Below are 17,424 nucleotides of genomic sequence, written 5' to 3'. Positions count from 1 at the left end.
ACCGGACAGATGAACATCAATCTTGAGGGCAAGATCGCACTCGTCACCGGTGCGTCGCGCGGCATCGGCTATTTCACGGCGCTGGAACTTGCCAAAGCCGGCGCCCATGTCATTGCCTGCGCACGCACGGTCGGCGGACTCGAGGATCTCGACGATGCGATCAAGGCGGTCGGCGGCAGCGCGACGCTGGTGCCCTTCGATCTTGCCGATATGAACGCGATCGATGCGCTCGGCGGCTCGATCTTCGAGCGCTGGGGCAAGCTCGACATCCTCGTCGCCAATGCCGGCGTACTCGGCGTCATCTCGCCGATCGGCCATATCGAGGCGAAGGTGTTCGAAAAGGTGATGACCATCAACGTGACGGCAACATGGCGGCTGATCCGCTCGGTCGATCCGCTGCTCGCCCGCTCGGATGCCGGCCGCGCCGTTATCCTGTCGTCCGGGGCCGCGCACAAATGCCGCCCCTTCTGGAGCGCCTATTCCGCCTCCAAAGCTGCCGTCGAGGCGCTCGCCCGCACCTGGGCCGGCGAGACGCAATCGACGCCGCTGCGCATCACCAGCGTCGATCCGGGCGCGACCCGCACCGCGATGCGGGCGCAGGCCGTGCCGGGCGAAGATCCGCAGACGCTGCCGCACCCTTCCGAGGTTGCCAAGGCGATCCTGCCGCTGCTCGGTCCCGGCGTGACCGAGACAGGTAAACTCTTCATCGTGCGCGAGAACAAGCTCGCCGATTACCGGCTGCCGGAATAGATCGACGCCTCAATTCGATGCAACGGCCGGAAACAGGTGAGCGAAGCCCGTTTCCGACGGGCAGAGCGCGTTGAGATCCACCGCTCCCAGAATGCCATTCACTGTGCCGTTGTCGGCAAATTGCCAGATCGACCAGCGGCTGCAGCCTTCCTGCGTCGGCTCCTTGAATACGCTTCGCAGCCAAAGGTAATGTTCGGGGAAACGGGCCTCATTGCCTTTCAGATATTGATCGTAGAATTCCTGGGTGACGTAAAAGATGGGCTTTTCCGGAAAGGTGGCTTTCAGCTCGGTGAAGAAGGCATTCACCTCCGTCGCCATTTCCTCGAGCGTCGGGACCTTGTTGCAATTGCCGACAAACTCGAGATCGACCGCGATCGGCAATGTTCCCGGCGTCTTCGGCACGGTCGCCAGGACGTTCTGCGCCTGATCCTTGCCCGGGCGGCAGAAGGTGAAGAAATGGTAGGCGCCCCTGACCACTCCGGCATCGCCGGCACGCTGCCAGTTCTCGGCGAACCTCGAATCCCGGTGGTCGCCGCCTTCGGTCGCCTTCATGATCGCAAAGTGTATGTTCGGCTGCGCCGCCACCGTCCTCCAATCGATGTCGCCCTGATGATGGCTGACATCGATGCCCTGGATCGGATACCGAGATAAGGAAGGATTGTTGAAGCGAAGCATGCCGAAATCGTATGCTAAATATGCCGCGGATGCGACCACCAGAATTGCGGCCGCTCCGACACCCCACCGAACCACGCTCCCCACTCATTCCTCCCGTATTTTCAGCAGCTTCTCGACTGGCTACAGGTGATTTGTGCCGGGAAAATGGCGAACGCAGCGTGCCATCGGATCGTTCCTCGTCCCCTCTTGACCAAACGTCATTCCCGCGCCATAAAACGCGGCATGAAAACGGTTATCTGCATTATCTGCGGAAAGATTATTCGCTAGCGCAAGCGCTGGCCCGGCCGTTTTCGTCTCCCAAATAGTCAAGATGCGAAACGCCCCGGTCCGCCGGTTGCGATATTTTCTGAACGTGCATTTTGGGAGAGTGAAATGGGCGGCACGCCGGAACTGAAGCTGTACAACACGCTGACGCGGGAAAAATCGGTGTTTTCGCCGATCGATGCCGAGAACGTCCGCATGTATGTGTGCGGCCCGACCGTCTATGATTTCGCCCATATCGGCAACGCCCGGCCGGTCATCGTCTTCGACGTGCTGTTCCGGCTGCTGCGCCATGTTTATGGCGAGAATCACGTCACCTATGCCCGCAACATCACCGACGTCGACGACAAGATCAATGCGCGGGCGCTGAGGGACCATCCGGGCCTGCCGCTCAACGACGCGATCCGCGCGGTCACCGAAAAGACCGAGACTCAGTTTCACGCCGATGTCGCCGACCTCGGCTGCCTGGAGCCGAACGTCGAGCCGCGCGCCACCGACAATATCGAAGAGATGATCGAGATCATCGAGAAGCTGATCGGCAACGACCATGCCTATGTCGCATCGGGCGAAGTGCTGTTCGACACCAAATCGATGGCGGATTACGGCCAGCTTTCGAAGCGCCCGCTCGACGAGCAGCAGGCCGGCGCCCGCGTCGCCGTCGATGCGCACAAGAAGAACCCCGGCGATTTCGTGCTCTGGAAACTGTCGAGCCATAACGAACCCGGCTGGGAGAGCCCCTGGGGCCGCGGCCGGCCCGGCTGGCACATCGAGTGCTCGGCGATGAGCCGGCGTTATCTCGGCGATGTCTTCGACATCCATGGCGGCGGGCTGGATCTGATCTTCCCGCACCATGAAAACGAGATCGCCCAGTCGCGCTGCGCTCACGGCACCGAGGTGATGGCGAATGTCTGGATGCATAACGGCTTCGTGCAGGTCGAAGGCCGCAAAATGTCGAAATCCGAAGGCAATTTCGTCACCATCCACGATCTGCTGCACACTGAGGTCTTCGGCGGCCGTAAATGGCCGGGCGAGGTGCTGCGTCTTGCCATGCTGATGACGCATTACCGCGAGCCGATCGATTTCTCGATCAAGCGGCTGGAAGAGGCCGAACGGCTGCTCGCCAAATGGCCGGCGACGGAAGCCGGCGACGCCACACCGGACGAAAGCGTGCTGAACGCGCTGGCGGATGACCTCAATACGGTGGCGGCGGTGCAGGCGCTGCATGCGCTGGCGCAGGCCGCCCATACCGATGCCGCCGCGGGCGCCACCTTCGCCGCGACGGCGTCACTTCTCGGGGTGCTGCCGAAGAAGGCCGAAATCGATGAAGCCGTCGCAGCGGCGGTCGATGCGCTGGTCGCCATGCGTCTTGAAATGCTGAAGGCGAAGAATTTTGTCGAAGCCGACAAGATCCGCGACGAGCTGACGGCGAAGGGCATCCAACTGAAGGACGGCAAGGATGCCGCGACGGGCGAGCGGGTGACGACGTGGGAGGTGAAGCGGTGAGAGTGGTGCCTGGGTATAAGACCCCTCCCCAACCCCTCCCCACAAGGGGGAGGGGCTACGACAGCGCACCACTCCGAAGCGACCTCATCGCAATTGCAAACATTCGAGACGGAAACGAAGACGGCGCCACGAGAGGACCCTCCCCCTTGCGGGGAGGGTTGGGAGGGGTTTTCTCTTTCTCATCGACGTCGCTGCGGGAGGACCTGCCATGACCACCTATACCGGCGGCTGCCAGTGCGGAGCGATCCGCTTCCGTGTCAGCGGCGAACTCAAGGATTCGTCGATCTGTCATTGCCGCATGTGCCAAAAGGCGTTCGGGGCTTATTATGCGCCGCTCGTCTCGGTGCGCGGCGCCGAGTTCGAGTGGACGCGGGGGGAGCGGAAAAAGTTCCGCTCTTCCAATTTCGTCGAGCGCGGTTTCTGCGGCGACTGCGGGACGCCGCTGACCTATGAAGCGCCAGACGGAATGGCGATTGCTGCGGGCGCCTTCGACGATCCGTCGTCGCTGCCGCCGACCGTTCAATGGGGCGTGGAAGGCAAGATCGGCTTCGTCGATCACGTGCACGAACTGCCGGGAGAGCGGACCGAGGCCGATCTGACGGCAGGCTCCTTCCTGCACGAACTCGTTTCCTATCAACATCCAGACCATGACACGCAGGTCTGGCCACCGGAGGATCGCGCTTGAGCGAAATGACGAAACAGGCCGGCGGATGCCAATGCGGCACGGTTCGCTATCGCGCGCGCGGCGAACTCGGCTATCCCCATATCTGCCACTGCCGCATGTGCCAGAAGGCGGCCGGCAACTATTTCCTGCCGCTTGCGGCCGCCATGCGCGAGGATTTCGAGCTGACGCGCGGCGCACCGAAATGGTTCCAATCCTCGGACCTGGTGCGGCGCGGTTTCTGCGGCGACTGCGGTACGCCGCTGTTTTACGACATCCCGGGCGCTGACTTCATCAATATCACGCTCGGCTCGCTCGATGAGCCCGATGCGGTCAAGCCCGTGATGCAATCGAGCACCGGCCGCAAGATGTCCTGGTTTCACGCGATCGACAGTCTGCCGGTGGAGCCGCAGCCTGAAACGCCCGATCGCGAAAACGCGATTGCGGCAAGCAATCATCAGCACCCGGATCACGACACGGAAAGCTGGCCGCTCGGAGAACGCCATGACGGATAGGATAAGAACAGGCGGATGCCAGTGCGGCGCCGTGCGATTCCGCATATCGGCCGCGCTGGGGCGACCCTCGATCTGCCATTGCCGCATGTGCCAGAAGCAGTTCGGCGGCTTCTTTTCCGCGCTGGTCACGGCACCCGAAGAAGGAATGGAATGGACGCGCGGCGAGCCGAGCTACTTTCAGTCCTCCGTTAATATCGCCCGCGGCTTCTGCAGCAGTTGCGGCACGCCGATGACCTATCGGCATCCTGGTGGCCTGGAGCTTGCGATCGGCACCTTCGACGACCGCAGCGATCTCGCGCCGCAGATCCAGGTCAATTACGACGCCCGCCTGCCCTGGGTCGAGACGATCTTCGAGGCGCCGGTGCACAAGGACCCGGATTTCTATGCCCGACAGGAGGCGATCATCTCCTTTCAGCATCCCGATCACGACACCCAAGTCTGGCCCGAAAAAGGCGTGAAGATATGACCGAAATCCTGCGCACCCTCTATCCCGAAATCGAAGCCTATGCCTCCGGTCATCTCGATGTCGGCGACGGCCATGTGATCTATTGGGAGCGATCGGGAACACCCGGCGCCAAGCCCGCCGTCTTCCTGCATGGCGGCCCGGGCGGCGGCTTCTCGCCCGCCCACCGCCGGCTGTTCGATCCGGCCCTCTACGACGTCATGCTGTTCGACCAGCGCGGCTGCGGACGGTCGACGCCACATGCCGAGCTCAATGCCAACACGACCTGGGACCTCGTCGCCGATATCGAGCGGCTGCGCGAAATGGCCGGCGTCGAGACCTGGCAGGTGTTCGGCGGCTCCTGGGGTTCGACGCTGGCGCTCGCCTATGCCGAAAAGCATCCGGAGCACGTCTCCGAGCTCATCCTGCGCGGCATCTATACACTGACCAAGGCCGAGCTCGACTGGTACTATCAGTTCGGCGTCTCGGAGATGTTCCCGGACAAGTGGGAGCGCTTCATCGCTCCGATCCCGCCGGAAGAGCGGCATGAGATGATGCATGCCTATCATCGCCGCCTGACGCATGCGGACAGAAACGTGCGCCTTGCGGCCGCGCAGGCCTGGAGCATCTGGGAAGGCGAAACGATCACGCTGCTGCCGGAACCCTCGACGAGCGGCAAGTTCGAGGAGCCGGAATTCGCCTATGCCTTCGCCCGCATCGAGAACCATTTCTTCGTCAATGCCGGCTGGATGGACGAAGGACAGCTGATCCGCGACGCCGGCAGGCTCAAGGATATTCCCGGCGTCATCGTGCAGGGCCGCTACGACATGCCCTGCCCGGCCAAATATGCCTGGCTGCTGCACAAGGCCTGGCCGAAGGCGGAGTTCCACCTGATCGAAGGTGCCGGCCATGCCTATTCGGAGCCCGGGATTCTCGATCGGCTGATCCGGGCGACGGACAAGTTTGCCGGGAAGATATAACCTGGTGCCGTGAAGCCCCCTCACCCTAGCCCTCTCCCCGAGGGGAGAGGGGACAAGGCGCGCAAGGCAGCTACCCCTTCTCCCCTCGGGGAGAAGGTGCCCGAAGGGCGGATGAGGGGGCTTCCGCACAACAGAAAACAACACCCGCCTGGCGGGAGGAAACGACATGAAAGAACGCATCTACCTCTTCGACACGACGCTCCGGGACGGGCAGCAGACGCCCGGCATCGATTTTTCCGTCGAGGACAAGATTGCGATCGCCGCCATGCTGGATGAGTTCGGCCTCGATTATGTCGAGGGCGGTTATCCCGGCGCCAATCCGACCGATACGGCCTTTTTCGGCGAGAAGCGCACCAGCCAGGCGACCTTCGTCGCCTTCGGCATGACGAAGCGGGCGGGCGTTTCGGTCTCCAACGATCCGGGCCTTGCCGGGCTGCTGCAGGCGAAATCCGACGCCATCTGTTTCGTCGCCAAAAGCTGGGACTACCATGTCGCGGTGGCGCTCGGCTGCACCAACGAGGAAAATCTCGAATGCATCGCCGAAAGCGTCAAGGCGGCGGTCGGCGCCGGCAAGGAGGCGATCGTCGATTGCGAACACTTCTTCGATGGCTTCAAGGCCAACCCGGCCTATGCGCTCGCCTGTGCCAAGACCGCCTATGAGAGCGGCGCCCGCTGGGTCGTGCTCTGCGACACCAATGGCGGCACGCAGCCGCCGGAGATCCGCGCCATCGTCGAGGCGGTGATTGCCGCCGGCGTGCCCGGCCGCTGTCTCGGCATCCATGCCCATAACGACACCGGCCAGGCTGTCGCCAATTCACTCGCTGCGGTCGAAGCCGGCGTCCGGCAGATCCAGGGCACGCTGAATGGCATCGGGGAACGGTGCGGCAATGCCAACCTGGTGACGCTGATCCCGACGCTGGCGCTGAAGAGCGCCTATAACACACGGTTCGAAACGGCGATCGACGAGGAGCGGCTGCTCAACCTCACCCGGCTCTCGCATGCCTTCGACGAGCTGCTCAACCGCTCGCCCGACCACCAGATGCCCTATGTCGGCGCTTCCGCCTTCGCCACCAAGGCCGGCATCCACGCATCGGCGCTGCTGAAGGATCCGAAGACCTATGAACATGTGCCGCCGGAAAGCGTCGGCAATTTCCGGAAGGTCATGGTCTCCGACCAGGGCGGCAAGGCGAACTTCATCAATGCGCTGAAGCGGCGCGGCATCACCGTCGCCAAGGACGATCCGAAGCTCGACCTTTTGATCTCGATTGTCAAGGAACGGGAATCCATCGGCTATGCCTATGAGGGCGCCGATGCGAGCTTCGAGCTGCTGGCGCATCGCACGCTCGGCACCATCCCGGAATTCTTCACCATCGAAGGCTTCCGGGTGATGATCGAGCGCCGTTTCGACAGTCTTGGCCGCGTGAAGATCGTCTCGGAAGCGGTGGTCAAGATCACCATCGACGGCCAGACGCTGATGTCGGTTGCCGATGCCGAAGGCCCGGTCAACGCGCTCGACCTGGCGCTGCGCAAGGATTTCGGCAAATACCAGCACGAGATCGACGATCTGGTGCTCGCCGATTTCAAGGTGCGTATCCTCAATGGCGGCACGGAGGCGATCACCCGCGTGCTGATCGAATCCACCGACAGCGACGGCGTGCGCTGGTGGACGGTCGGCGTCTCGGAGAACATCATCGACGCCTCGTTCCAGGCGCTGATGGATTCCGTCATCTACAAGCTGATGAAGAACCGGCAGCTGGCGGGCAAGATCGCGGCGGAATAAGTCTGTTCCGCCGGTTCGGCTAACCGCGGGCAAACGCCGCCAGCGTCTCTCCCGTCATCCGATAGCGGATCCATTCCTTCTGCGGCTCCGCGCCAATCGCCTCGTAGACACGGATCGAGGGTTCGTTCCAGTCGAGCACGCTCCATTCGAAGCGGCCGCAACCCTTCTCCAGCGCGATCTGCGCCAGGCGCCGCAAAAGCGCCTTGCCGGCGCCCGAACCGCGCGCGTCCGGTGTTACGTATAGATCTTCCAGATAAAGGCCGTTCTTCGCTTGCCAGGTCGAATAGCTGAAGAAATAAACCGCCATGCCGATGGCTTGACCCTCGCGTTCGCAGATCAGCGCATGCGTGACTGAACCGTCGCCGAAGATTGCCGCACGCGTGCTCTCCTCGGTCGCCTCGACCTCGTGGATCGCCTTTTCATAATCGGCCAATTCGCGGACAAATCGCAGGATCGTTGCCGCGTCTGAAGGCGTTGCCGGGCGTACGGTAAGTGTCATGTGAGAGGCTCCTGATCTGGCGCTTGGCGTTCCAGATGAAAGAACCTGCCGGGCCTGTCAACTGAATGCGCAGATCATCAGCGGGTTTGCGAGTTTGTTCCCTCGATTGGTCCGCCTGTCGCCTGCCCGCGGCAGTCTGGAACAGGATTCGGATTATTGGAGGCCGATACCAGCCTTTGCCGCTATCATGCGTTCATTCTTCCCCATCCGCTTCAAATCCTATTAGCCTTTATTCAACGAAATGAATTGGCCTATTCACGGCGCTTAAGCTAGGCCGGATCAGAAGAAGAACAAAGATGGAAACACGCCGATGTCGACCGATGTATCCGTTCCGCTGGCCAAGAACGAAGACAGTCCGCGCGGTTTTGCCTTCGCGCTGACGGCCTATCTGCTCTGGGGCTTCCTGCCGTTCTACATGAAGGCGCTGGCGCATATCCCGCCGGCCGAAGTCATCGCCCACCGCATCGTCTGGTCGCTGCCGCTGGCCGGCATCGTGTTGATCCTGCTCGGGCGTACCGGAGATATCAGCGCAGCACTGCGCTCGCCGCGCATGCTGGCCATGGGGGCGCTGACGGCGTCGCTGATCACCGTCAACTGGGGCACCTATGTCTGGGCGATCGGCGCCGGCCATTCGCTCGATGCAGCACTTGGCTATTTCATCAATCCGCTGTTCAGCATCTTTCTCGGCGCAGTGCTTCTCAAGGAGAAGCTGCAGCCGCTGCAGATCGCGGCGATCGCGCTTGCCGCGCTGGCCGTCGTCATTCTCGCATTCGACAGCGGCGGCATTCCGTGGGTGGCGCTGACGCTGGCCGTCAGCTGGGGTTTTTACGCCTTGCTCCGCAAGACGCTGCCACTCGGACCCAACCAGGGTTTCTTCCTCGAGGTTCTGATCCTCAGCGGGCCGGCCCTCGTCTACATCCTCCATCTCGAATTCAGCAGCGGCCTCGGCCATTTCTACCGCACCGGCCTTGCCGATACGACCATGCTGCTCGGCTGCGGCGTCGTCACTGCCGTGCCGCTGATGATCTATGCCAACGGCGCAAAGCTGCTGAAACTTTCGACGATCGGCATCATGCAGTATATCGCACCGACGATGATCTTCCTGATCGCCGTCTTCGCCTTTCGCGAGCCGCTGAGCACGGCGCGCATGATCGCCTTTCCGCTGATCTGGGCCGGGCTGTTCTTCTATAGCTGGTCGATGCTGAAGGGGAGCCGCGGGCGCTGAACCCGCGGGGAACCTACCTCACATTTTCGAAATTACCGCGTCCTCGCCGTCGCGATCGGCGGCGAGCTGGGCTGCCTGGGCCATGATCGCCGGTATGATGCCGGAAACGTCGTCGACGATGAGCGGCTGCACCCGGTGGGCGGTGTGCAGGAAACCTTCGTCGGTCATATGGCGCAGCAGTTCCATCATCGGATCCCAGAAACCGTTGATGTTGGCAAAGACCATCGGCTTCTCATGGCGGCCGAGCTGCGCCCAGGTCATGATCTCGACGATCTCCTCCAGCGTGCCGATGCCGCCGGGCAGCGCGACGAAGGCATCGGAGCGCTCGAACATCGTATGTTTGCGCGCATGCATGTCAGGGGTTACAATGAGTTCGTTGAGCTGACCGAGCGAATGGCGAGTCGCTTCCATATCGATCAGGAACTCCGGGATGATGCCCGTGACCTGACCGCCGCCTGAAAGCACCCCGCTTGCAACCGCGCCCATGATGCCTTTGGTACCCCCGCCATAGACGAGGCGCAGGCCGTATTCGGCGATCTCTCTTCCGAGAGCGCGCCCGGCCGCCATGTGGGAAGGATCGCGTCCGGGCCTTGAGCCGCAGTAAACGCAGATGGATCGAATCGATACAGATTGTTCGGTCATGGAGGCGAAACAACTATTTCATTTCAATGCAGTCAAGAAAATTGACTGAAAAGCAGCGTGCCTAGCTTGTCTAATTGCTTTGAATGCTTGTGAAAAGCAACGGGAATCGCTAGCAATTTTCGGTACTACGGCAAATTGCCGCCTTGGGAGACATAATGATGAAGAACCGTGCCGGCTTGCTGGCCCTTGCAGTGCTCGTATCCGCAATCTTACTGATGGTGCTCTTTGTCATGCCGCGCATTAGCGGCGATGCAACCAAAGTCGGCGACGCCATCAACCAGGCGAGCACGGAGCTCAAGAACACGGTTAACGAAGCGGCAAAGACATCGCGCTCCCCTGCTGCGGTAGCTGATCAGCTGGGCCGTCTTTCAGCCGATGCCGGTGTAGCGCTCGGCGAGCTCAAGGCGCTGTTTGCCGACGGCAAAGGCCCGGCCATCGATGTCTTCACCGCCGCCAAGACCAAGACGATCAATGCGCTCACCGCACTTGCCGGCTTCACCATTCCCGAGGGCGTCGATCCCGCAACGCAAGCCGTTGCCACGAAGGCCAAGGAAGGTGGCGCCAAGGCGCTCGCCATCGTGCAGTCGCTGCCTGAAAACATCACCGATGCGCTTGCCGCAATCGCCAGGGCCGAGGCTGCGCTGACCGGCGCAGCCGAGCCGGCCCCTGCCGCGGCGGCGAATGCCGGCCCGAAACTTCCCGCCTTCGACGTCCTGCGCGTCGAGCCTGACGGTTCGACCGTCATCGCCGGTTCCGCCGAGCCGAACGGCAAGCTCGAAGTGCTCGACGGTGAAAAGGTCGTGACGACGGCAGATGTCGGTCCGAGCGGCGATTTCGCCGCTGTCCTCGACAATCCGCTTCCGGCCGGCGACCACCAGCTCGTGCTGAAGGTGACGGGCAAGGATGGCAAGACCACGCTTTCCGAAGAGGTCGCGACCGTTTCCGTGCCCAAGGACGGCAATGGCGCCAACCTGCTCGCCATGGTCTCCAAGCCCGGCACCGCAAGCCGCATCATCACGGCGCCGACGGGCGGAACCGAAGTCGCCGACGCCTCCAATCCGGCGGTGGCGCCAACGGACAAGCCGGCAACCGGCGTGACCGAGGCAGCCGATGCCCCGGCCGCGACAGCTGCACCGAGCGGTGAGCTGGCGCTGCAGACGCCTGGCCTGCCCAATGCCGCCGCCGGCGGCACGGCAACAGCCCCGGCCGTTCCCGGCGCGGCCGAAACCGACAAGGCCACCGCGCCTGACGTGATGGTCAACGCCGTCGAGATCGAAGGCAACAAGATCTTCATCGCCGGCACGGCGCGCGCCAACGCCAAGGTCCTCGGTTATGCCGACGACAATCTGGTCGGCCAGGACACAGCCGGTGCCGACGGACATTTCGTTATCGACGGCGTGATGGCGCTCTCGGTCGGCGACCACAAGATTCGCGTCGATGTCGTCGACCCCGCGGGCAAGGTGATCGTGCGCGCGGCAGTGAATTTCAATCGCCCGGCAGGCGATCAAGTGAGGGTTGCCGCTCAATCCGGTCCCGTCGACGTGAACGGGGCTTCGTCGATGGTGCCGCTTGACGAAGGTGAGCTCGGCAAGCGCAAGGCCGAGGCCGGCAAAGCCTTCGGCTTGCTGAAGGGGCTGTTTGCCGATGGCAAGCTGCCGGGCGCCGAACAGCTTGCGGCAGCACGCTCGGCGACGGAATTCGCGCTGCGCTCGCTCGCCGACTTCCGTCCGGCCGCCGATGCGTCCGACCCCTTGAAGCAAGCCTCCGGCGCTGCCTCGCAGACCGCTTCCAGTGCGTTGAAAATCCTGCAGGGGCTGCCGCAAGACGCGAAGTCGGTCGGCGCCACGCTCGACCGGCTCGGCGCGCTGATCGCCGAACTCACCGCAGCACCCGCGCCGGCGGCACCCGCATCCGCGGCACCGGCTGCCAACGAGGCTGCCGGCGACCAGCCGAAGACGATCGAACAGGCGCCGCTGACGGCCGACAACGCAGCGGTCATCATTCGCCGCGGCGACACGCTGTGGCAGATCTCGCGCCGGACCTATGGCCTTGGCGTGCGCTACACGACGATCTACATCGCCAACGAGGACAAGATCATCGATCCCGACCGCATCCGCCCCGGCCAGATCTTCGGCCTGCCGAAGGATGCCTTGCCGAATGCCGAGGAACTGCACCGCAAACGTCTTTCCGACCGGCATCTCTAAACATAGCAGAACACCATGATCGGGCCGGGCGGGATAACCGCCCGGCCCGGCTTTTCCTGAACCCTGCATTTGTTGTATTCATCCGCCCGGCACCCTATCTGGCGGTGACAGGGAAACGCTTTCGAGCACGTCCCGCTCGCGCTTTGCCAGCATCGATACAGGCGACCACGGCAATCCCGACCGGGCTGGAGACACGCATGGCAAACGGCAAAACTGTCTCGGAATCCCACCTGCTCAGCACGCTTCTCAACCTCTGGCCCTATATGTGGCCGGCCGGCCGGCCCGACCTCAAGATGCGCGTCGTCTGGGCCTCGGTTTATCTGCTGATCTCCAAGTTCGTCCTGCTGCTCGTCCCCTATTTCTTCAAATGGTCGACTGACGCGCTGAACGGCAGGATGGATCTGGCCGGCACCGTGCCGCCGCTGCTTGCCGGCGCGATCGCGCTTGTCATCGCCTATAACGTCACCCGGCTGATCCAACTCGGCCTCAACCAGCTGCGCGACGCGCTGTTTGCCAGCGTCGGGCAACATGCGGTGCGCCAGCTCGCCTACAGGACCTTCGTGCACATGCACGAGCTGTCGCTGCGCTTCCATCTGGAACGCAAGACCGGCGGTCTCTCCCGCATCATCGAGCGCGGCACCAAGGGCATCGAGACGATCGTGCGCTTCACGATCCTCAACTCGGTCCCGACCGTCATCGAATTCCTGCTGACGGCTGCGATCTTCTGGTGGGGTTACGGATTTTCCTATCTCGCCGTCACCGCCTTTACGGTCTGGGCCTATATCTGGTTCACGATCCGTGCATCCGACTGGCGCATCGCCATCCGCCGGTCGATGAACGACAGCGACACCGACGCCAACACCAAGGCGATCGACTCCCTCCTCAACTTCGAGACCGTCAAATATTTCGGCAACGAGGAGATGGAAGCCAAGCGTTTCGACAAATCGATGGAGCGCTACGAGAAGGCGGCGACCGATGTCTGGACCTCGCTCGGCTGGCTGAACTTCGGCCAGGGCGTCATCTTCGGCATCGGCACGACGATCATGCTGGTGCTGTCGGCGCTGGCCGTCCAGCGCGGCGAGCAGACGGTCGGCGATTTCGTCTTCGTCAATTCGATGCTGCTGCAGCTTTCCGCGCCGCTCAATTTCATCGGCTTCGTCTACCGCGAAATCCGCCAGGGGCTGACGGATATCGAGCAGATGTTCGATCTCCTGGAGGTGAAGGCCGAGGTCAAGGACGCGCCCGATGCGACAGAACTCAGGATCGGCCAGGGCGCGATCTCCTTCAAGGACGTGCACTTCGCCTACGACCCGGCCCGTCCGATCCTCAAGGGGATTTCCTTCGACGTGCCGGCCGGCAAGACGGTCGCCGTCGTCGGCCCGTCGGGTGCGGGCAAATCGACGCTGTCGCGGCTGCTCTATCGTTTCTACGATATCCAGAGCGGCACGATCACGGTCGACGGCCAGGATATCCGCACGGTGACGCAGAAGAGCCTGCGCTCGGTGATCGGCATGGTGCCGCAGGATACCGTGCTCTTCAACGACACCGTTGCCTACAACATCCGCTACGGCCGCACGTCGGCCAGCGATAGCGAGGTCTTTGCCGCGGCCGAGGTGGCGCAGATCGCGCATTTCATCGAAATGCTGCCAGAGGGTTTCGAAACCAAAGTCGGCGAGCGCGGGCTCAAGCTTTCGGGCGGCGAGAAGCAGCGGGTGGCGATCGCCCGTACCATCCTCAAGGCGCCGCCGATTCTCATCCTCGACGAAGCGACCTCGGCGCTCGACACGACGACGGAAAGGGAAATCCAGACGGCGCTCGACGTGGTTTCGAAGAACCGGACGACGCTGGTCATCGCCCACCGGCTATCCACCGTCATCAGCGCTGACGAGATCATCGTGTTGAAAAGCGGCGAGATCGCCGAGCGCGGAACGCATGCCGCATTGCTTGATAAAAACGGTCTCTATGCCTCGATGTGGAACCGCCAGCGCGAGGCCACGCAGGCCGAGGAGCACCTGAAACAGGTGCGCGAAAGCGACGATATGGGCGTGATCGCGCGGCTTACGCCGGCCAACTGATTGGGGAACCAGACGCCGGTACAGGCTTTTGTTGTTCAGAACCCCGGCAGTCGAACGGGGGTCGAGGCCGCAGCATTGCCCCGGAGGCGGTTTTTCGCTAACCAGCAAAAAACGACAACGCAAGGAGACCGGCAGCCATGAGCCTGTTCAACACGGTTCGCAACACGATCGTCCCCGTGCACAAGGAGGGTTATCCCTTCGTGGCCGCCTTCTTCGTCGCATCGCTGATCCTCGGATGGATCTTCAAGCCGCTCTTCTGGATCGGCATGATCTTCACGCTGTGGTGCGCCTATTTCTTTCGCGATCCCGAGCGCGTGACCCCGCAGGACGACGATCTGGTGATTTCTCCCGCCGACGGCAGGGTCTCGGCGATCCAGATGGTGACCCCGCCGGCCGAGCTCGACATCGGCTCCGAGCCGATGCTGCGCATCTCGGTGTTCATGAACGTCTTCAACTGCCATGTGAACCGGGCGCCGATGCGCGGGCGCATCGTCAGCATCAACTACCGCTCCGGCAGCTTCGTCAACGCCGAGCTCGACAAGGCCAGTGAGGACAATGAGCGCAACGGCCTGGTGATCGAAACCCGCCACGGCCAAATCGGCGTTGTCCAGATCGCCGGCCTCGTGGCGCGGCGTATCCTCTGCTGGGTAAACCCCAACGAGCCGGTGGATGCCGGCGAGCGCTTCGGGCTGATCCGTTTCGGCTCCCGGCTCGACGTCTTCCTGCCCGCCGGTGCGGCGCCACGTGTCTCGCTCGGCCAGACGGCGATCGCCGGAGAAACCGTCATCGCCGAATTCGCCTCCGCCAAGGGTCCCGTCATCAGCCGCCGCAGCTAGGTTTAGATTGGAACGCGATATGGAAACGCCTTTTCCGCCCTTCGAGCCCAATGGTCCGGATGATTCCGCCCGCGGCCCGCGTCTGCGCGAAATCCCGCTCCGTCTCGTCTTTCCGAACCTCATCACCATTCTGGCGATCTGCGCCGGGCTGACCGGCATCCGGCTTGCTTTCGAGAATCGCTACGAGCTCGCCGTCGCCATGGTGCTCGTCGCCGCCTTCCTCGACGGCATCGACGGGCGCGTCGCACGGCTGATGAAGGCGACCTCGAAGTTCGGGGCGCAGATGGATTCGCTTGCCGACATCGTCAATTTCGGCGTCGCACCCGCCCTCGTCGTCTATGTCTTCGCGCTCGACCAGGCGCGCTCGCTCGGCTGGATCGCGGCGCTGATCTATGCGATCGCCGCCGGACTGCGCCTTGCCCGTTTCAATGTCATGGCCGAACGCGAGAACAAGGCGAGCTGGCAGTCGGAATATTTCGTCGGCGTGCCGGCGCCGGCCGGCGCCATGCTGGTGTTGCTGCCGGTCTATCTCGGTTTCCTCGGGCTCGCGACCGACCGCACCTTCGCCTATATCTCGTCGATCTACACCGTGTTCATCGCCTTCCTGCTGATCAGCCGGCTGCCGGTCTGGTCGGGCAAATCGGATGGCAACCGGCTGCGGCGCGATCTCGTGCTGCCGATGATGCTCGGCGTCGTACTCTATGTGGCTCTGCTGATGAGCTACACCTGGGAGGTGATGGTGTTTACCGTTGCCGCCTACCTTGTATCGCTTCCCTTCGGCGCGCGGAAATGGCGGCGGAAATATGGGACGCTGACGATCGAGGAGCCCGGCGTCGGCGACGACGATATCGGCCGTCACATCTGACCTTCCAGCATTTCCTGGCCTCTCTCCCCTGGAAATGCTGCTCCCCTCGTTCTCGCAGATTCCCGGAAAACGTGCGCTTCTTCCGGGGAAGCCATGAGCTTCCCCGGGGAAAACGGCTGTGCAGTTTTTTTGGAACCGCTTCTTTCAGTAAGTATTAACCAACGTAGGCTTCAGTTAAGCCTCGCGAATTATGGTGGGCGTTCACAATTCCTGATAAGCGACGCCGCCGATTTGTCGCTATTTCTGGCGAAACTGCAAAAATAAAATATCCAGGGAAGAACCACGTAAAGGAGAGTATCCGTGACTTCGAAGAAGAGCAGTACCGGCGAACAGCAGACGGCCAAGCCGGACCTCGCCGCCAACTATCGCCCTGTCGGCCTCAAGGCCGTTGCCGCGGCATCGCTGATGGCAAAGAACAAGCCGGAGAGCGTCAAGAAATCCGCCTGAAGCGCCGAGCTTCGAACTGCCGTCATCTGCGCTTCACCTTCCAGTTTCCGACATGCCGTTGCCCCAAGACTGCGGCATGTTTCTAAAGCGTCGTGATCTTGCGGATTCGTTTCTTGCGCTATAGGTCTTTGTTCTCAGGCATGTCGTTGCCGCAAAACCGCTACACGCTTTTTGCGCGACATGCCGTGACATCGCGAATGAGCCGAACAGGCCGCCGTGCCGGAAGCGGCCGATAGCGTTTCAGAAAAAGCTGAGCTGGCCGTTATTCGGCCTTTGCTTCTCGGGTGCCTTGAGCGGCCGTTCGATGACGACCGGCTCCTGCAGATCGGGCCCCATATTGGCAACCTTGTTGACCTTGTCGGAGACCGGTACGGCCTCGAAGAAATCGTCCTGAACGGGCTGCGTCAGGTCGGCCACCTCACGCGGTTCCTGCGTCCTGCAATCGAGCCAGCGCGAGAAGTCCTCCGGCTTGATGACGACAGGCATGCGATCGTGGATCGCCGAGATGCCCGCATTGGCCGACGTCGTCAGGATCGCGCCGGTATCGACCTCCGAGCCATCGGCCGAGGACCAGGTTTCCATCAGCCCGGCAAAGGCGACGATCCCGCCGTGGCGCGGCCTGATCCAATAGGCCTGCGGCTTGCCGCCGCTTTCCTTCGGCGGACGATGCCATTCATAAAAACCCGAGGCCGGAATGAGCACGCGGCGATGACGCATCGCCGCCCGAAACGAGGCCTTGCCGATCGCCGTCTCGGCGCGGGCATTGATCAGCAGCGGAAATTCCTTCGGGTCCTTGACCCAGGCCGGGGTAAAACCCCAGCGCACCAACACCGCGCGCCGGTCGGCCAGATTGCTGCCTCGCTCCCTGCCCTCACCTGCTATAACGACGAGGATCGGCTGCGTTGGGGCGATGTTGTAGCGCGCCGGAAAATCGTCGAGATCGACACCGGAGAGGAAATTGCTCAGCTCTGCGCTGGAACTTGTCAGGGCGAAACGTCCACACATCGGCCTGTCTTTGCACCCGGTCCGAGTCCGGTCAAGGCACCCGGAGCATGCCGCGCAAG

General features: G+C 62.5%; 17 protein-coding genes. 13 read left to right on the top strand and 4 right to left on the bottom strand.

The window, feature by feature from the left end:
- Positions 1-9: 9 nt before the first annotated feature.
- A complete protein-coding gene (locus CO655_RS07935; protein ID WP_004680489.1) occupies positions 10-750 on the top strand; it encodes an SDR family NAD(P)-dependent oxidoreductase in 741 nt (246 codons plus the stop codon).
- Between the two features lie 9 nt (positions 751-759).
- On the opposite strand, the gene CO655_RS07930 is transcribed toward CO655_RS07935, so the two are convergent.
- On the bottom strand, positions 760-1,509 hold the full coding sequence (locus CO655_RS07930; protein WP_097664298.1) for a GH25 family lysozyme: 750 nt from the start codon (positions 1,507-1,509) through the stop codon (positions 760-762).
- 288 nt (positions 1,510-1,797) lie between these two features.
- On the opposite strand from CO655_RS07930, the gene cysS reads away from it, so the two are divergent.
- The 6 genes from cysS to cimA all read left to right on the top strand — a co-directional run bounded on the left by cysS (position 1,798) and on the right by cimA (position 7,567).
- A complete protein-coding gene (gene cysS, locus CO655_RS07925) occupies positions 1,798-3,189 on the top strand; it encodes a cysteine--tRNA ligase (RefSeq protein ID WP_097664297.1) in 1,392 nt (463 codons plus the stop codon).
- A 208-nt stretch (positions 3,190-3,397) separates the two neighbouring features.
- Positions 3,398-3,874: a GFA family protein gene (locus CO655_RS07915; protein WP_097664295.1), complete on the top strand. Its 477-nt coding sequence runs from the start codon at positions 3,398-3,400 to the stop codon at positions 3,872-3,874.
- Positions 3,875-3,879: 5 nt separating this feature from the next.
- Positions 3,880-4,365, top strand: coding sequence for a GFA family protein (locus CO655_RS07910; protein WP_097664399.1), 486 nt, complete (start codon positions 3,880-3,882; stop codon positions 4,363-4,365).
- Positions 4,355-4,831 carry a GFA family protein gene (locus tag CO655_RS07905; RefSeq protein WP_097664294.1) on the top strand — a complete coding sequence of 159 codons (477 nt, stop codon included), beginning with the start codon at positions 4,355-4,357 and terminating at the stop codon, positions 4,829-4,831. The genes CO655_RS07910 and CO655_RS07905 overlap by 11 nt, the downstream gene beginning before the upstream one ends.
- A complete protein-coding gene (gene pip, locus CO655_RS07900; protein WP_097664293.1) occupies positions 4,828-5,787 on the top strand; it encodes a prolyl aminopeptidase in 960 nt (319 codons plus the stop codon). The genes CO655_RS07905 and pip overlap by 4 nt, the downstream gene beginning before the upstream one ends.
- Positions 5,788-5,953: 166 nt before the next feature.
- Entirely contained in the window at positions 5,954-7,567 is a 1,614-nt protein-coding gene (gene cimA, locus CO655_RS07895; RefSeq protein WP_097664292.1) for a citramalate synthase, read from the top strand.
- A gap of 19 nt (positions 7,568-7,586) precedes the next feature.
- Here the strand turns inward: cimA and CO655_RS07890 are convergent, their stop codons facing one another.
- Positions 7,587-8,066, bottom strand: a complete 480-nt coding sequence (locus tag CO655_RS07890; RefSeq protein WP_049733904.1) for a GNAT family N-acetyltransferase — start codon at positions 8,064-8,066, stop codon at positions 7,587-7,589.
- Between the two features lie 310 nt (positions 8,067-8,376).
- Between CO655_RS07890 and rarD the strand changes: the two genes are divergently transcribed.
- Positions 8,377-9,291: an EamA family transporter RarD gene (gene rarD, locus CO655_RS07885; protein ID WP_097664291.1), complete on the top strand. Its 915-nt coding sequence runs from the start codon at positions 8,377-8,379 to the stop codon at positions 9,289-9,291.
- An 18-nt stretch (positions 9,292-9,309) separates the two neighbouring features.
- Here rarD and CO655_RS07880 read toward each other — a convergent pair whose 3' ends face one another.
- On the bottom strand, positions 9,310-9,933 hold the full coding sequence (locus CO655_RS07880) for a TIGR00730 family Rossman fold protein (RefSeq protein ID WP_097606371.1): 624 nt from the start codon (positions 9,931-9,933) through the stop codon (positions 9,310-9,312).
- 155 nt (positions 9,934-10,088) lie between these two features.
- Here CO655_RS07880 and CO655_RS07875 point away from each other — a divergent pair, with 155 nt between their 5' ends.
- From CO655_RS07875 to CO655_RS33790, 5 genes are all read left to right on the top strand, one after another.
- On the top strand, positions 10,089-12,137 hold the full coding sequence (locus CO655_RS07875) for a LysM peptidoglycan-binding domain-containing protein (RefSeq protein ID WP_097664290.1): 2,049 nt from the start codon (positions 10,089-10,091) through the stop codon (positions 12,135-12,137).
- A 197-nt stretch (positions 12,138-12,334) separates the two neighbouring features.
- Positions 12,335-14,212: an ABC transporter ATP-binding protein/permease gene (locus CO655_RS07870; RefSeq protein WP_097664289.1), complete on the top strand. Its 1,878-nt coding sequence runs from the start codon at positions 12,335-12,337 to the stop codon at positions 14,210-14,212.
- Positions 14,213-14,349: 137 nt separating this feature from the next.
- A complete protein-coding gene (locus CO655_RS07865; protein ID WP_097664288.1) occupies positions 14,350-15,048 on the top strand; it encodes a phosphatidylserine decarboxylase in 699 nt (232 codons plus the stop codon).
- A gap of 19 nt (positions 15,049-15,067) precedes the next feature.
- Positions 15,068-15,913 carry a CDP-diacylglycerol--serine O-phosphatidyltransferase gene (gene pssA, locus CO655_RS07860; protein WP_097664287.1) on the top strand — a complete coding sequence of 282 codons (846 nt, stop codon included), beginning with the start codon at positions 15,068-15,070 and terminating at the stop codon, positions 15,911-15,913.
- Positions 15,914-16,213: 300 nt separating this feature from the next.
- The gene (locus CO655_RS33790; protein WP_010028596.1) at positions 16,214-16,360 is read left to right on the top strand and encodes a hypothetical protein; all 147 of its coding nucleotides are present in this window, start codon (positions 16,214-16,216) and stop codon (positions 16,358-16,360) included.
- A gap of 240 nt (positions 16,361-16,600) precedes the next feature.
- On the opposite strand, the gene CO655_RS07855 is transcribed toward CO655_RS33790, so the two are convergent.
- Positions 16,601-17,365 carry an SOS response-associated peptidase gene (locus CO655_RS07855; protein WP_097664286.1) on the bottom strand — a complete coding sequence of 255 codons (765 nt, stop codon included), beginning with the start codon at positions 17,363-17,365 and terminating at the stop codon, positions 16,601-16,603.
- Positions 17,366-17,424 lie beyond the last annotated feature (59 nt).

It is taken from the genome of Rhizobium sp. M1 (assembly GCF_002531805.1).
GTDB lineage: Bacteria > Pseudomonadota > Alphaproteobacteria > Rhizobiales > Rhizobiaceae > Rhizobium > Rhizobium etli_C.
This window is presented reverse-complemented; position numbering and strand designations above follow the sequence as displayed.

Bases quoted from the DNA above. Each gene is read 5' to 3' on its own strand.
- CO655_RS07875 (WP_097664290.1), top strand. From the start codon at position 10,089: ATGATGAAGAACCGTGCCGGCTTGCTGGCCCTTGCAGTGCTCGTATCC.
- pip (WP_097664293.1), top strand. From the start codon at position 4,828: ATGACCGAAATCCTGCGCACCCTCTATCCCGAAATCGAAGCCTATGCC.
- cysS (WP_097664297.1), top strand. From the start codon at position 1,798: ATGGGCGGCACGCCGGAACTGAAGCTGTACAACACGCTGACGCGGGAA.
- rarD (WP_097664291.1), top strand. From the start codon at position 8,377: ATGTCGACCGATGTATCCGTTCCGCTGGCCAAGAACGAAGACAGTCCG.
- CO655_RS07910 (WP_097664399.1), top strand. From the start codon at position 3,880: ATGACGAAACAGGCCGGCGGATGCCAATGCGGCACGGTTCGCTATCGC.
- cimA (WP_097664292.1), top strand. From the start codon at position 5,954: ATGAAAGAACGCATCTACCTCTTCGACACGACGCTCCGGGACGGGCAG.
- pssA (WP_097664287.1), top strand. From the start codon at position 15,068: ATGGAAACGCCTTTTCCGCCCTTCGAGCCCAATGGTCCGGATGATTCC.
- CO655_RS07880 (WP_097606371.1), bottom strand. From the start codon at position 9,933: ATGACCGAACAATCTGTATCGATTCGATCCATCTGCGTTTACTGCGGC.
- CO655_RS07935 (WP_004680489.1), top strand. From the start codon at position 10: ATGAACATCAATCTTGAGGGCAAGATCGCACTCGTCACCGGTGCGTCG.
- CO655_RS07890 (WP_049733904.1), bottom strand. From the start codon at position 8,066: ATGACACTTACCGTACGCCCGGCAACGCCTTCAGACGCGGCAACGATC.
- CO655_RS07905 (WP_097664294.1), top strand. From the start codon at position 4,355: ATGACGGATAGGATAAGAACAGGCGGATGCCAGTGCGGCGCCGTGCGA.
- CO655_RS07855 (WP_097664286.1), bottom strand. From the start codon at position 17,365: ATGTGTGGACGTTTCGCCCTGACAAGTTCCAGCGCAGAGCTGAGCAAT.
- CO655_RS07870 (WP_097664289.1), top strand. From the start codon at position 12,335: ATGGCAAACGGCAAAACTGTCTCGGAATCCCACCTGCTCAGCACGCTT.
- CO655_RS07915 (WP_097664295.1), top strand. From the start codon at position 3,398: ATGACCACCTATACCGGCGGCTGCCAGTGCGGAGCGATCCGCTTCCGT.
- CO655_RS07865 (WP_097664288.1), top strand. From the start codon at position 14,350: ATGAGCCTGTTCAACACGGTTCGCAACACGATCGTCCCCGTGCACAAG.